Origin of the sequence: Luteibacter flocculans (assembly GCF_023612255.1) — a bacterium.
In the GTDB taxonomy this organism is placed as follows: domain Bacteria; phylum Pseudomonadota; class Gammaproteobacteria; order Xanthomonadales; family Rhodanobacteraceae; genus Luteibacter; species Luteibacter flocculans.
Map to the genome: position 1 here is coordinate 2132801 of NZ_CP063231.1, position 15283 is coordinate 2148083.

13 protein-coding genes are annotated in these 15283 nt (G+C 64.9%); 9 read left to right on the plus strand and 4 right to left on the minus strand.

Annotation, left to right across the window (positions count from 1 at the left end; all coding sequences use genetic code 11):
• Positions 1-13 precede the first annotated feature (13 nt).
• From IM816_RS09005 to IM816_RS09020, 4 genes are all read left to right on the plus strand, one after another.
• Entirely contained in the window at positions 14-1246 is a 1233-nt protein-coding gene (locus IM816_RS09005; protein WP_250340649.1) for an NRAMP family divalent metal transporter, read from the plus strand.
• A gap of 165 nt (positions 1247-1411) precedes the next feature.
• The gene (locus tag IM816_RS09010; RefSeq protein WP_250340650.1) at positions 1412-2368 is read left to right on the plus strand and encodes a bifunctional enoyl-CoA hydratase/phosphate acetyltransferase; all 957 of its coding nucleotides are present in this window, start codon (positions 1412-1414) and stop codon (positions 2366-2368) included.
• Positions 2369-2436: 68 nt separating this feature from the next.
• Positions 2437-3324 carry a universal stress protein gene (locus IM816_RS09015; RefSeq protein WP_250340651.1) on the plus strand — a complete coding sequence of 296 codons (888 nt, stop codon included), beginning with the start codon at positions 2437-2439 and terminating at the stop codon, positions 3322-3324.
• Between the two features lie 96 nt (positions 3325-3420).
• Positions 3421-3861, plus strand: a complete 441-nt coding sequence (locus IM816_RS09020; protein WP_250340652.1) for a CBS domain-containing protein — start codon at positions 3421-3423, stop codon at positions 3859-3861.
• Positions 3862-3891: 30 nt separating this feature from the next.
• Here IM816_RS09020 and IM816_RS09025 read toward each other — a convergent pair whose 3' ends face one another.
• From IM816_RS09025 to IM816_RS09040, 4 genes are all read right to left on the minus strand, one after another.
• Positions 3892-4677: an FMN-binding negative transcriptional regulator gene (locus IM816_RS09025; RefSeq protein WP_250340653.1), complete on the minus strand. Its 786-nt coding sequence runs from the start codon at positions 4675-4677 to the stop codon at positions 3892-3894.
• 34 nt (positions 4678-4711) lie between these two features.
• A complete protein-coding gene (locus IM816_RS09030) occupies positions 4712-5269 on the minus strand; it encodes a hypothetical protein (RefSeq protein ID WP_250340654.1) in 558 nt (185 codons plus the stop codon).
• Positions 5256-6515 carry an MFS transporter gene (locus tag IM816_RS09035; protein ID WP_425602623.1) on the minus strand — a complete coding sequence of 420 codons (1260 nt, stop codon included), beginning with the start codon at positions 6513-6515 and terminating at the stop codon, positions 5256-5258. The genes IM816_RS09030 and IM816_RS09035 overlap by 14 nt, the downstream gene beginning before the upstream one ends.
• Positions 6516-6630: 115 nt before the next feature.
• Positions 6631-8304, minus strand: a complete 1674-nt coding sequence (locus IM816_RS09040) for a cyclic peptide export ABC transporter (protein ID WP_250340656.1) — start codon at positions 8302-8304, stop codon at positions 6631-6633.
• Between the two features lie 212 nt (positions 8305-8516).
• On the opposite strand from IM816_RS09040, the gene IM816_RS09045 reads away from it, so the two are divergent.
• From IM816_RS09045 to IM816_RS09065, 5 genes are all read left to right on the plus strand, one after another.
• Positions 8517-8705: a DUF6229 family protein gene (locus IM816_RS09045; protein WP_072320961.1), complete on the plus strand. Its 189-nt coding sequence runs from the start codon at positions 8517-8519 to the stop codon at positions 8703-8705.
• Between the two features lie 88 nt (positions 8706-8793).
• Positions 8794-11664, plus strand: a complete 2871-nt coding sequence (locus IM816_RS09050) for a type 2 lanthipeptide synthetase LanM family protein (RefSeq protein WP_250340657.1) — start codon at positions 8794-8796, stop codon at positions 11662-11664.
• Positions 11665-11761: 97 nt separating this feature from the next.
• The gene (locus IM816_RS09055) at positions 11762-12586 is read left to right on the plus strand and encodes a DUF5694 domain-containing protein (protein WP_250340658.1); all 825 of its coding nucleotides are present in this window, start codon (positions 11762-11764) and stop codon (positions 12584-12586) included.
• Positions 12587-12605: 19 nt separating this feature from the next.
• Entirely contained in the window at positions 12606-13364 is a 759-nt protein-coding gene (locus tag IM816_RS09060; protein ID WP_250340659.1) for an AraC family transcriptional regulator, read from the plus strand.
• Positions 13365-13407: 43 nt separating this feature from the next.
• Complete coding sequence (locus IM816_RS09065) at positions 13408-15264, plus strand: M3 family metallopeptidase (RefSeq protein ID WP_250340660.1); 1857 nt, start codon at positions 13408-13410, stop codon at positions 15262-15264.
• The last annotated feature ends 19 nt before the right edge of the window (positions 15265-15283 follow it).

Below are 15283 nucleotides of genomic sequence, written 5' to 3' on the forward strand. Positions count from 1 at the left end.
CCGGACCTCCGCAGTGAAGGCGGGATGGCGGCGACTCGGGGCTGGCCTGGTGACAGGCGCGGCTGACGACGACCCCAGTGGCATTGCCACCTATTCACAGGTAGGCACGCAGTTCGGCTACAGCATGCTCTGGACGACGGTCGCGACCGTCCCGTTGATGATCGGCATCCAGACGATCTGCGCCCACATCGCCCGGGTCACGGGAATGGGGCTGGCTGCCAACCTCACCCGCATCCTGCCGCGCGGGGTGGTCGCCGGGCTGGTCGGGCTGCTGGTCATCAACAACGTGGTGAATCTCGCCGCCGACATCGGCGCCATGGGCGATGCGCTGGCCATGCTCACCGGCGGCCACGCGCGCTATCTTGCCTTGCTCTGTGCAGCGGTCTCGTTGCTGCTGGAGGTCTTCATACCGTTTCGGCACTACGCACCCATCCTCAAGGTACTCACAGCGAGCCTCCTCGCCTATGTACTGACGGCGTGCGTCGTCGGTATTCCGTGGCGCGAGATGGTTGCGCATTGGCATCCGGAACGATGGGACCATCGCACGCTGGTGGCGTTGACCGCCGTCTTCGGTACGACCGTGAGTCCCTATCTCTTTTTCTGGCAGGCGGCAGAGGAAGTCGAACAGGAACGCGGTAAGCCGGGTGCGCAGGCCCTGCTTGCCGCACCGGAAGACGCGCCAGAAGAATTCCGTCGCATCCGCATCGACACGAATCTCGGCATGACCTACTCGAACGTCGTTGCGTTCTTCATCATGCTGACGGCTGCCGTCGTACTGCATGGGGCCGGGCTGCCGTCGATCGATACCTCGGCAGACGCGGCGCGCGCATTGGAGCCTCTTGCCGGTCGCCTGGCGTCGATGTTGTTCACCCTGGGTATCGTCGGTACCGGCATGCTCGCCGTGCCGGTGCTGGCGGGTTCCGCGGCATACGCCGTGTCCGAAGCCCTGGGGCAGAAAGGCGGCCTGGAGAACACGGTCGCCGAGGCCAGGACCTTCTACGTCATTCTGGCGATTGCCACGGCGCTGGGTACCTTGCTCACGTTCCTTCCCGTATCGCCACTGCGTTTACTGTTCTGGTCTGCGGTGATCAACGGTGTGATCGCCGTGCCGCTCATGGGGGCGATCATGGTCGCGGCGTGCAGCCGATCGCTGATGGGACCCTTCGTCCTCAAAGGCACGCTTCGCCTTCTGGGTTGGGTGGCCACGGTCGTGATGGGACTGGTGGCTCTTGGGCTGCTCTTGTGACTTGAACCCGATCCATCGTCTTGACGAGGATCAATAAGCCGGCTGTGACGGGATCCAGAATGGAGGCATGCTTCGCGACGTTGACGCGTTGATGCCGGATGTCGGTAGCCAAGGCATCGCGTCGCCGAGCCCGCCCCTCTTCGTGATGTACGCGCTGGAGTCGCCATGTCGCTGCCAAGCACCGATACGATCGCCGATGCCGACCTTCGCCATCCGCGTTTCCGCTTTCTGCTATCGCGTTGTCGCAATCGTCCGAAACTTCCGATGGGTGTGGTCCATCCCTGTAGCGCCGTTTCCCTCGAGGGCGCGCTCGATGCTGCCTCGCACGGCCTGATCGAACCTTGGTTGTTCGGGCCGGAAACGCATATCCGTCGCCTGGCCGACACGCTGGGGCGTGGTCTCGAAGGCGTGATCATCCATGACGCGCCCGATGCTCACACCGCGGCTCAGTTCGCCGTCATGGCAGGGCGCCGCGGCGATGTCGCCGCACTGATGAAAGGCGACATGCACACGTCCGATCTGCTGCATGTGCTGCTCGACCGCGATACAGGTCTTCGCGGTCCGGGGCGCATGACCCATGCCTTCGCCATCGACACACCCGCTTATGCGCATCCCTTGATCGTGAGCGACGCCGCCATCCACATACGGCCGAATCTCGATGAAAAGCGCGACATCTGCCAGAACGCCATCGACCTGGCGAAGGCCATCGGCATCGAGCGCCGGCACGTGGCGATTCTCGCCGCGGTGGAGACGCTTCACGAGGACATGCCGGCGACACTCCATGCCGCCGCGCTGTCCAAGATGGCAGCGCGCGGCCAGATCGCGGATGCCGACGTCGACGGCCCGCTCGCGTTGGACAATGCCCTAAGCCCTGCGGCCGCGCGCCTGAAACATATCGACTCGCACGTGGCGGGGCGCGCCAACATCCTCATCGCGCCGGATCTCGAGTCCGGCAATCTGCTGACGAAGGCGCTGGTATTGCTCGCGGACGGCATTGCGGCGGGTATGGTCCTGGGCGCCGCCCTGCCCGTCGCCCTCACCAGCCGATCCGATACGTCGGCCGCGCGCGTGGCATCGGCGGCCATGGCGGTACTCCTCGCCGCGCAAGAACGGGCGGCTTGACGCAGGTCAAGGACGCACCCCGCCATTGCGCTAGCGTGCAGACGTAGCCATTTCAGAGCGGGGCTTTCATGAATACGACAGCACGTTCCCAGCGCACCGTGGCTCAGATGCCTGCCTCCTGCCTTCCGGCCGTAGGCGATGTTCTGGCCGTTGTCGCCGGACCGGTGGATGGCGCGGCCTATGTCGCGAGTCGTCTCGCCGCGCGAGACGATGGATCCGTCACGGGTTGCGCGATCTCGCCGGCGTTCCTGGGCGTCCCGTCTGCTGAAGCCGGCACGCGTTCCACGTCGCTGCGGGAACCCATCACTCACTCGTCTCAGAGCGAAGGTCGGGAAGCCGTTGCCGGTCGCGATACCTTTCTCCGTTTGGCCCTTGCTGCGGGTGCGCAGAGGCCGCAGTGGGCCTGGGCGGGAAATGATCCGGGTCATACGCTGGCCATGCTCGCCGCGTGGCACGACTTGATCGTGGTCCAGCGGCCTGCCGATCCGCACGCCAATTCCCTGGACGGCCTGGAAAGCCTGCTGATGGGAACAGGCCTGCCTTGCCTCGTACTGCCTTCCGTCTGCGCCCCCTCCGGCGTGTTCGATCGGGTCGTGGTCGCATGGGACGGCAGCCTTCCTGCCGTCCGCGCGATCCGTGCGGCCTTGCCGCTGATCGCAGCGGCCCAGGATGTGCTTCTGCTCGATGGATGTCCCACGCACCAGAGTGACAACGAAACACCAGGATTCGATCCTGCGGGTTTCCTGGCACGCCACGGTATCGAGGCGACGCACCGGCGCGTGCGGACCACACCGGGGGAAGCGGGCGCGACGATCCTGAAAAAAGCTCACCAGTTCAAGGCCGATCTGTTGGTCATGGGCGCCTACGGGCATACGCGGCTGCGGGAACGCCTGTTCGGTGGCGCTACGCGGCAGGTCCTCGCGCATAACGAGCTGGCGACGTTGCTCTACCACTGAATCACGCAGTCGCTTGCCGGGCGAGGAGCGATAATCCACGCCGACATGTTCGGCGCGGTCGGTTTATCAGCCGTCGCAGCATCCGGAGGTTACGCCATGAAAGCCATCGAGATCGGCCGGCAACGCGTTCCCACCGTCGAGAGCGGCACGCCCGTGGCCGAAGTCGCGCGGTTGATGCAGAAGCATCAGGCGTCGTGTCTCGTCGTTGTCGCAGAAGCGAGCATGAAACCGCTCGGCGTGATTTCCGAGCGCGACCTGGTCTTGCGGGCGCTGGCCCCGGGAGCGGACTTTGTCCATATGACCGCTGCCAGCATCATGTCCACGCCCGCCATCGTCTGCCATGCAGACGCGTCGCTGGCGGACATCGTGCAAGCGATGGCCGGTGGCGGCGTGGCGCACCTGCCGCTGGTGGACGACGAACGCCGTCTCGTAGGCATCGTGTCGGCAACGGACGTAACGGCCGCTGTCACCGAGTTGCTAGGGCAGTTGGCGAAAGCCCTCGCCACCGATGCGTTGAGCGATCGTCCTTACGCATGACCTCCGCGCGCTGGCGGCGTGCTCCTGGGTTCAATCGCCTCCCGGCCGAGCGCGTCGCATGGCCTCGGCAAGCTCACGGTGACCGTGCTCATCGAGGGCTTTCAGCGTGCTGTCGAAGTCCCTCGGCTCACGATTCTGGCTGAGCTTGCGCTTGCCCTCCAGACGGGAGATTTCGATCTCCAAACCGACGATATGAGCCAGATGTTCTGTCAGGTAATCGGCGGGCGCATCGCTCATCTTCCAGGGAGCGGGCAAGCTCGCCTCCTGCTGACGCGTGAGTCGCGCCACCATGCCGCGTACAAACGACTCATCGTCGTGGATGCTGATCCGTCCGTGCGCATGCACGATCTCGTAATTCCAGGTGGGCACGTGGCGATGCGTTTCCTGCTTGCTCGCGTACCAGCTCGGGGAGATGTAACCCTGCGCGCCACGAAACACCACCAGGACGGGATCGCCGTTCCGAACCTCTTGCCAGATCGGATTCGCGCGGGCGACGTGGGCGAGCAGCACTCCGAACGCACCGCGGCTCTCGTCCAAGACGAACGGCAGGTGGTTGGCCTCCAATCCAGCGGCCGTGTTAGTGACCATCATTCCGAGCGGATGCGCTTGAATGATGCGCCGGAGTTCCTCGGGCCTGGATTCGGTAAACAGCGGTGGAACGTACATGCGGGCTCCGAGCAGGCCGTATGACTGGCGATCATACAGCGGGCCTGGCGTCGCGCGCGTGGCGACACCGTCGTCGCAGGAGCCGCCATGGCGGCGAGAAACATGCACCTCACAGCTACCGCTCCGTCGGCTTCCGGCCTGATCTGCCAAGGGAGCGCCACCCAGGCGCCCCCTCCCAGGCTCCTCACTCGACCGCTTCGAGCGGCCTCCCCGCGCGAGCCAGATGATCGGCGTGGATGACGACGCCGTGGGGCGATTCGTGCCAGGTGCCTTCCACTTCGATCTCGCGACCGACCTTCAGGACATTGGCGAAGCGTTTCGCCGCATGGGGCGGGAAACGAAGATGCACGCCGTCGTCGAGGATCACGCCGTGGACGTCGCCCTTGGGGCCATGGACGAGGTATTCGATGACGCCGCTGTATCCCCACCGTTCTGCCTTGGTCGGTGTGTGACGTTCGACGGTCTTTTCGGCCTGCGGTCCGTTGTCCACGACCGCCGCGCCATGCGCGGGCTCGACGGCAACCGCGACGATAAGAGGCTTGCCGCGCACGCGAACGCCGCGTACCACGATGCTGTCGCCGATCTTCATGCGTGGCAGAAGCTTGCCGGACAGATGCGGCGGGATGTGCACCTCGGTCCCGTCCTTCAGCAATACACCGTCGAGATGGCCGTGGGGATTAAGCAACAGGCGCGCGATCTTGCCGCGCGTGATCGGGAGATGGTCGGGATCAATCCAATGCATGGTGTGCTTCCTGTGGCATACGAGATGAGTGGGGAGTCGTGTGGGGGAAGGCGGCGCGGCCCAAGGACCAGATAACGATGGCGAACGCCGCGAGCGCGCCAAGGCAGAGAAACGCGGGGGCGAAGCCGTACCACTGCGCTACCCAGCCACCCAACGCGGGACTGAGTGCCGCGCCGATGCCCTGTACGGCCAATACCGCGCCCTGGGCGACATTGACGCGTCCGGTGCCGTTCATCAGATGGGCGACCAGCGCCGGTACCGCGACGCTCTGCAGGCCCGCGCCGATGCCATCGAGCGCCTGCACCGGAATGACGCCCCAGGTGTCCATCCAGAGTGCGGCGATCACGCCACGGATCGGCAGGGCGACGAGGGTCAGCATGACGACCCACCAATGCCCGCGGGTGCGCATCCAACGCATGGCAACGAGCGACGCCACGATCATGACGAGCTGGGCGATCACGATGGTGGCGGAGGTGAACAGTGCCGGGTCGGCCTGTCCTCGCCCCACGACAGCGAGACCGAACAGCGGCAGCATCGCCGCGTTGCCGAGGTGAAAGAGGCAGAGTGTCGCCGCGAGGATCAACAGTGCACGGTTCTGCCAGACGAGGCGGAAGCCGCCGGGTGTACCCGCGTCCCCGCCCTGCGCCCCCTCGCCCATGCCGCGCGCGCGTCGGTCGTCGATGTCCGTCCGTCGGATGGTGTAGGTAGCACCGATGGCGAACGCGCCGAACGCCGCTGCAAGCAAGAAGATAGCGGGAAAACCGAAACGCCAGCCCAGATAACCGGACAATGCGGCGGCCACGACGTTGCCGGCATGGTTGGCCACCTGCACACGACCGAACTGCCGATCGAAGCCGCTCTGTCCCACCAGGCCCAGCGTGAGGCCGGCAAGCGCCGGACCGAACACGGCGCCCGTAAGTGCCGTGAGGACCTGCGACGTCACCACGGCGGGCGATGCGGTCGAGTACAGCAGCAGGAGCGTCGCGAGTACGGTCCCGACGCTCGCCAGAGCCACCAGCCCTCGCTTGTGTGTGGTGCCGTCTACCAGCGCACCCGCCGGAGCCGTCGCGGCAAGTGCCACGAGGCCGCCGATCGTCATCGCCGTTCCGATCTGCCCGGGCGCCCAGTGGTGCGCCTGGAGATACACGCCCAGGAACGGGCCCACACCCGCCTGCACATCGGCAAGAAAGAAACTGGCCGCTTCGAGCGCACGTGGCGAGCGTTGCGATGCGGTGTTCATGGGCACTCATTCGGGGATCGGTGGGGCAACGATAGGCAAGCGATGTCTACGTCTTCGTGAAGACGCGAACGCAAGTTCTTTCGATGCCCGGTATCCCGTCCGAACGCGGTGCTCAGTGCCGCTAACCCACGCGATGATCCGCAGACTGGTCGCCCGCCGCGTAGGCGACCCCCGGGTCACGACGTCGCGTATCGGACACGATGCGTCCCGATTCCAGCTTCACCACGCGATCGGCGAGCGCGAAATAGCGGTCGTCATGGGTAATCGCGACCACGGTCTTGCCCTGAGCTTTCAGGTCCGGCAGCAAGGTTCGGTAGAAGTAATCGCGGAAGTGCGTGTCCTGATCGGCGGCCCATTCGTCGAAAAAGAAAATGTCCCTGTCCTCGGCATAGCACTGCAACAGCGCCAGGCGCTTGCGCTGTCCGGTGGACAGCGTGAGCTTGGACAATTCCCCCTGCTCCACCTGCACCAGCGAGCCGAGGCCCAGTGAGGTCAGCAAGGTCCGGATGCGCTCATCGGAGAGCGGTCGCCCGCTCGCGTCGAGTACGTGGGGGAAGAGAAAGAAGTCGCCGAACACCCCGGTGAAGCGTTGCCGGTGCGGTTGCGTATCTCGACCGAGCGGCACGTCATCGATGAGCAGTTCCCCGGTGCGGGGCGTGAGCAACGAGGCAAGCAGCAGCAACAAGGTCGACTTGCCGCTGCCATTGCCGCCCACGATGAAGAGCAACTCGCCACGCTGGATGTCGAGGTCGATGGGGCCTAGCGCCACGCGTCCTTCTTCTTCGCCGGCATAGGCATAGGTCACGCCGCGGAGCGCGATGCGCTGCCACGCGCCGCCCTTCCCCTGCACAGCGGACCGTCTCGATGAGCCGTCACCATCGAGGTCCAGGCCGACACGTTGAAGATGCCGAAGGCTCGCCGTGCCGACACCTACCTGCCGCGCAGCGCTCACGATGAACGCCACGGGGCCGCTGAGAAACAAGGCGCCGATCACGAACCGCATGATCGTCGTCTGCGGCAAGGCCAGACTCGCATAGCCGATGTAGACGATGACGAAGACCGATGCGTAGATCACGGTCGATGTCCATGCCTCGTTGAAGCCCAGGCCCGTGTGTACCTGCACCATCAGGCGGCGGGAGCGGCCGATGGCCGGGCGGATGAGTTCGTCGGCGACGTGCTTTGCGCGGGCGGCATTGAGCGCCAGTTCCTTTTTTCCTTCGCTCAAGTAACGGAAATACTCGAAGACCTTTTCGTTCGCATCGCGCAAGGCATCGAAGCGACGACGAAGAAAACGTTCCAATGCCATCGACGCAACCACGGTGACGCCGAGAAAGCCCGCGAGAATAGCGAGCAGCGGCGGCGACACGCTGGCGAGATAGCTCACATACAGGACGACAAGCAGCACGTTGTACGCCAGCAAGGGTGCGACGAGGACCAGCGGCGCGATACTCGCCACGTCTTCGATGAGCGATCCGAAGATCGTGTGCTTCTCGTTGGCGAGCGTTTCGTACTCGAGGTCGACGAATCGGCGCGAGAGGTCGATGCGCAGCTGCGCGACGAGATCGCCACCCAGACGGGCGAGAATGAATTGCGACGCGGCTCCTGTCGCGAGGACCGCAACCAACCAGCCCGCGCCTTCCCATAGCGGTGCGGTGTCACCGGCATGCACGCCATGCGTTGCCATGGCGTTGATGTGCGATAGCAGCGCCATGGTGGACAGCGCGCTTGCGGCAGACAATGCCACGGCGCTCGCCACGAGCATGCGATGCTGAAGGATGAAGCGCTTGAGGATCATCGACGCATCCTTACACCATTGTCGCGTCTGCGCATGGTGCCAGACATGCATAGTCGGCATGAAAAGCCTATTGCGTGCGGAATCGGCAAATCGCACAAAATCACGCTGCGAACTCCTCAGAATGCCTGAGCGGTGTCGTCGTGGACGCGCCCGCCGCGACGCGATTCCTATACCGTCCGGGCGCACACCCGTAACACGTAAGGAGTACTCGTATGCAGACCGACAAGATCCTCGCGGGATGGTTGAGTGGCGCCGACAACGTAGGTGGGTATGACAACCCGGCTGGGCCGCTTTACACCGAAGGTCACAACCAGACCCTCATGGCCATGACCAGTACGGATATCGCACTGATTTCCAATTGCAGTTCGTGTACGGCTTCCCGGCCGGGCGTCTGCTGCTGACAGGCAGTAGTCGCGATAGCCGTGGCAACCACCACGGCTATCTCTTCCGTCGCTCCTCCCGCTTGCAACGGTCATGCAGGGACCGCCCATGGATGCATCCGCATCGCCTAACGCCTTTGCTCCCCTCATTGCTTATCTGACGGATGACGTACGACGACGTCTCGCCAGTGACATCGCCGCCCAGGCCGGGCTCGACGCCGCCGAAAGAGAGCTGGTCGCAGCGACCGCAGAGCGCGCCCTACGCGACAACGCAGAACGCAAGCTCAACCGCGTGCTTCTGCTCGAACTGCACGCAGCGAAGCTGTCCGGCGAACTGCCTGAAGGCTCTGACGCATCGCGTTTCGCCGCCTTTATCGCCCGCTCGATGACGACCGAGTTCATCGCAGCCATCGATCGACGTTACCCCGTGCTGAGGCCTCGCCTCGCTCGCGCCCTCGATCAGCAACGCCGGGCCATCGTCGCCATGGTGTCCCGACTGGAGGCCGACCGCGATGCCTTGTCTGCCTTCCTCGGTGCCGATCTGGGCGCGCTGCGCGCATTGCACCTCGGCGAAGGCGACGTTCACGAGGGCGGGCAATCCGTAGCGCGCCTCACATTCGTCGGCGGCACGGTCATGTACAAGCCGAGGTCGCTGCATGTCGATGCGGCGCTGGATCGCTTTCTCGCCACGGTGCTTCGCGACGCTCCATCGCGCATACGCGTTCCCGCGGTGCTCGACCGAGGCGATTACGGGTGGAGCCGGCACGTCGACCACGTGTACTGCGTCGACGATGCCGAGCTTGCTGTGTTCTATCGGAACATCGGCCATTGGCTCGCGGTCATGCGACTCCTGGGCGGTACCGACATCCACTACGAGAACCTGATCGCCTCGTCCACGGTGCCCTATGTGGTCGATGTCGAAAGCCTGTTCGTCACCGAGATCCCCCTGCCGCCCTCGCAAAAGGGCGAAGCCGTCGATCTTGCGCAGGCGCTCATCCGCTCGTCGGTCCTGCGGACGGGTCTTGTCCCCTTTCGCGCACCCGTTCTCGGGCTGGACGGCGTGGACATATCCGCCATCGGTGCGCTGCAGGGGGAGCAGCCGAAGATCCGCGTGCCTGAGATCGTCGATCCCGGAACGACCGACGCCCGCGTCGGCCTGGTCAGCGTCGATATCGATACCGGCAAGAACCATCCCTGCCTCAACCCTGACATCTCGCGCTTCTGGGAGGACATCGTCGTCGGCTTCCGCACGATGACCGAGACCTTGAACGAGCGGCACCGCAAGGGGGAGCTCGCGCCGCTGCTCGATGCCTTCGTCGGGTGCCGGATCCGACGCATCCGGCGGCCGACGCAGGCGTACGTCGAGGTCATGCGCATGCTCTGGCACCCCGCATCGCTGCATGACGAAGCCGCCGCTGTCGAGCGTGCTCGCGACCTGCTCGCGAAGAACGCCGCCGTATCTCCGGTGGCCCCGTCCGAGCCGGCGCTCATCGCCAGCGAGATCGACGACATGCTTTACGGGGATGTGCCCGTCTTCGCCAACGTGCTCGACGCGTCGCAGCGTGACGAGGTGTTTCGAGCCTGGCTGGACATGCGCGTCGAACTGGAGGAGCTGACCATCCGCGGCGCCCTCGTGACCGCTCACCTCAACGTTCGACTCAACGACGACAAGCGATCTCCCTACGACCTATCTGCGCACCATCCGCATGCGAACGATCTGGATCGACGGCGGCGATCCATGGCTCGGCAGACGCTCGAACAGCTGTTGCGTCTCTCCGTGCGTGGCGACGATCGCACCATGACCTGGATCAGCCCGGTGCTGGGCCGCGGCGGTTGGCAGATGCGTACACTCCAATCCAATCTCTACGTCGGCCTTGGCGGCATCGTGCTGGCATTGGCGACCTATGCTGAAGAGATGCGCCAAGGACGCCTCGATGAGGTGGCGGGCATCGGCGATGCGCTGGAGGGGGTGCTTCGGATTCTGCGCGCGGCGGAAGACGTCGATGAACCCGAGGCGATCGGCGGCTTCATTGGGCTCGGTTCGCAGGTGCAGACGTGGCTCGTGCTCGATGGGCTGATGCCTGGGCGTGGCTACGTGTCCCGTGCTGTGGCACAGGCCGCACGTATGGAACAGTGGAACATCGAGAACGAGCGCGTGCTCGACGTTCTCGAAGGCGTCGGCGGTGCGATCGTTCCCCTGCTCAATCTGGCCGAGGCTACCGGCGATTCACGTTGGCTGTCACTCGCCGAGCGTGCCGGCAGGCACCTCGAAGCCACGGCCATCGTCGACGAACGCGGCGCGTGCTGGCCCGCGTCGATCTTCGACGAGCCCATCGGTGGCTTTGCGCATGGCGCCACCGGTACAGGCTGGGCGTTGACGCGTCTTGCGCTCAGTAACGCCGGGACGGCCACCGATCGACAGCGTTGGCTCGCGCTCGCCGAGCGGGCGTTCGACTTCGAGGAATCGCTGTACGACACGGAGGCGGGCAATTGGATCGACGTTCGCAAGCCGGATAGCCGGGACTTCGCGAACACCTGGTGTCATGGCAGCGTCGGCATTGGCCTGGCGGCCTGCGATCTCTACGAACGTACGGGACACCCGCGTCACCTGGACACGCTACGCCGCGCGGTGCGCGTCGCGGCCGAGGGTGGCTGGGGCCACAGTCACACGCTTTGCCATGGCGATCTCAGCAACTGGGAGCTGTTGAACCGCGCGTCGCGCATCGCCGCGTCCCAGGTGCCCGATAGCGGCATGCCGCCAGCGGCGATCGTGTTGTCGAGCATTGAGGAGCACGGCATCGTCGGCGGCCTGGCACGCGATGCGTTCAACCCGGGGCTGATGAGCGGCGTGTCGGGGTCGATCCTGCAACTGGCGCGCATGCACCCCGCGTGCCCGGTGCCGTCGGCACTGCTGATGGAGTATCGCGTGGCGAAAGCGCCACGCGATGCGGCGCAGCAACCTGCGGTGGCCGCGATCTAGTGTGACGGTCCACGCCGTTGGCATGCCGAAAGTCATGCCAACGCTTCCGCCGTGGCGCGCATCCCATCGGCTCGTAGACCATCCGATGGGGTTCACCATGTGTCGTTGGGTATCCGCTGCCTTCCTGGCTGTCGTCTCTCTGTGCGCGGGCGCCCAGGAGGCTCCGCAGATGATGTTCCTGGGCTCCGGCCACCTGGCCAATCACAATCGCGACGTCGCCAACACACATGTGGAAGACGTGCGTACTCCCGCGCGGCAGGCCGAGATCGAGACGATGGTCGCGCGGCTGGCGGCCTGGAAACCCACACACGTCGCGATCGAATATCCCTATGCGAAGCAAGCGGAACTGGACAAGCGCTATGCCGATTACCGGGCGGGCCGCTATACCTTGACGGCAGACGAGACCGACCAGATCGGTCTGCGCCTAGCGAAACAGCTGGGTCTGCCACGTGTCGATGCCGTGGACTGGAATGACAACGCTCCCGGCAAGGACGCCGACTACGATTGGATGGCGTGGGCCAAGGCGCATGGCAAGGCCGATCTGCTGGAGGCTAGGGTCGCCCCATGGAAAGCTCAGGCGGCGAAGGAAACCGAGTACCTGAAAAGCCACAGCGTGACGGAGTGGTATCTCATGTGGAACGATCCGAAGCGTATGGCCGAGGACCAGAAGGGGTACTTCGATCTGCCGCTGTTCGGCGACGACAGCAACAACCCCGGCGCCGCATGGGTCGGTCAATGGTATGCACGCAACCTGCGCATCTTCACACACATCCGCGCGCTCGCCACCAAGCCCGACGATCGCGTGCTGGTCATCTATGGTGCAGGCCACGGCCCCCACTTGCGCAAGGACGCCGTGGAGTCCAACGTATTCCGACTGGTCGAGCCGCAACCATGGCTCACGGGGCAAGCCTCGGCGCGATAGCCTGCACGGGAATATCTGGATGAGCGGTATCGTCGATCTCCACGTCTCCCAATACCGCCCTGGCGGCCACATGGCGGGACATCGCCACGACGAGGCCTGGTTCTGTCTCGTCGTGGAAGGCGGTTACGAAGAAACCATTCTTGGCATGCGCAACGTCCATGAGCCGGGCGATCTTCTGTTCTGCCCCGCTCATGCAAAACACGAGCAGCGCTTCGGCCACCGCGGCGCGCGCAAGGTCATCTTCCATCCCGACGATACGCTGGCCGGCCTGCTGGCCGAGCACCACGCGCGACTGGACGGGCGCCCATTGATACGTCGGTCGGCCACGCTGCATGCGCTGGGATGGCGCATTGTTCAGGCCATGGCGGTCGAGGACGCATGCGCGCCGCTATGTGCCGAAGGCCTGGCCCTGGACGTCCTGGCGGAAACCGGTCGCGGCATGGCAGAGCTGAGCATGATGGAGCCAGCTTGGCTGCGCAGGGTCCGCCAGTGCCTGCATGACGATCGAGCCCGCGACTGGTCGCTGGCCGATCTGGCGGCCGTGGCAGAACGCCACCCCGTCCATCTCGCCCGGAGCTTCCGGCTCTTTCACCACTGCACGCCCGGCGACTACCTGCGCCGGCTGCGCGTGGAGCGCGCAGCGCATCTGCTGCGCGCCACTCGGCGGCCGTTGCTGGACATCGCCCTCGAATGCGGTTTCGCGGGTGCGGCGCAGTTTTCCCGCTCGTTCCGCGCAGTGCACGCCATGACGCCGTCGGCGTGGCGCAGGTCGCGCTAATCCGGGTAAAGCGTTGCCTTCACGCGCCTGCTAGCGTGGGCCAATGAAGACCTTCATCCCATTCGTTCTGCTGGCGGTGCTCGTTGCCCCCGTTCACGCCGAAGACCGGCGCATCGATCCCCGCCTGTGGTTTGCGAGCCCCGCCGCCGAGGAGACGGATCGCACGACGTTGTTGACGGACGTCGCGGCGCTACCCGTCCTCGACGACCCCACTCCCGGTGCCCTGCTCGATTATTTGCACCGGGCCGAACGCCTGCTGGAGCGCACCCAACGCCACGCGGCATGGCTGCACCTGCGCACGGCCCAGGACATCGACGACCATGCCGCTGCCGAGTCCCGACGTGCGGTGGGCGATGCGGGGGATACTGTCGTGGAACGCACCCGCCAGACCTTGCGCAAGATCGGTGGCGATGGGTTTGCGAAGGACGTGGCTGCCCTGCCCGCGCTCGCGCGCTACCACTGGCTGCTGGAACGCGCCGTGCGCGCGCTGCCGCACGAACTTCCCGATGCGCAACAATCCATCCTCGATACGCTGACCGACCAGGACAGCCAGACGTTCTGGAACATCTACCAGAAGACGCGCCGCGCCACGGCCTATGGCCATGTCCATACATCGCACGGCGACCTCGATGTCGGGAAGGATGCCGACAAGCTTGCTTCCGATCCCGACCGCCGCGTGCGCGAACAGGCGTGGAAGCTGCGCCAGGATGCCTTGGCCGCGCAGGAGGAAACCTATGCGTCGATCCTGGTGGGGATCGTCCGCCTCAACGACCGCGTCGCCAAGCTGCAGCACTTCAACGATGCGCCGGAGGCCGCGTACTTCGCGCGTCTTTTTACCCGGGCCGACGTAGATGCCACGGCGAAGGCCGTGGAAGCCCATGCGCCCTTGCTACAAGCGTACCAACGCCTGCGCGCAGAGCATGTCGCACACGCGCTCGGCATCGAGCAAGCGCATAGCTGGGATCTCGCGATGCCGACGTCGGGGTTCGAGCCACCTGCTTTCGACGACGCACAGATGCGCCGCGTGATTCCCGAGTCACTGGCGCCGCTTGGTCGTGACTACGTAGCCCATTTTCGCGCCCTTCTCGACCCTGCGAACAAGCGCACCGACCTCGCCACCGTGCGGGGCACGCGCGAAGATGATGCTTTCTCCCTTGCAGCCCCTGGATCTCCCGGCGCGCTTTTTCTCGGCGTATGGAAGCCGACGGTCAAGGAAGCCAGCGTCGTGGCACACGAGGGCGGTCACGCGATCCACAGCCAGTTGATGGACGAGCGCGGGGTATCACCCTTCCTCAACCACGGCCCGAGCTGGATGCATGAAGCCATCGCCATCCTCAACGAGATGCTGTTCTACGAGTACCTCTATCGGCATACCGACGATCCCGCGGCGAAGGCGTATTACCTGCAGGCGCAACTGGACGAGATGACCTTCGAGATCTTCACCTCAGCCGAAGAGGCGCAATGGGAGGAAGGCATCTATGACGGCGTCGTTGCCGGCAAGATCCGCGGCGCCGGGGACATGGATGCGTTGACGCTGGACATCACCCGGCGGTTCGAGATCTGGCCTTCCATCGACCCGTCACTGGCGCACGCGTGGATCGGCAAGCGCCTGATGTTCGAGGATCCGCTGTATCTCGCCAATTATCTTTACGCGGGCTTGTGGGCAACGCGCATGTTCGACATGGCCCGAAAAGATCCGGCCGACTTTCAGAAGCGATACGCCGCGCTGATGGCCGAAGGATTCGACGCCGCACCTGACCAGCTTCTCGCCCGGTTCTTCGGCAAGCCTCTGACGCCTCCCGATCTGGTGGACGCGGACATGGTCGTTATCCAGGAGAAGGTGGATGCACTGGCACAGCTATATCGAAGGTTGCCTGGCCCGCCCTCCTCCCAACGTTGAAGGTCGCGTTTCAACCTTT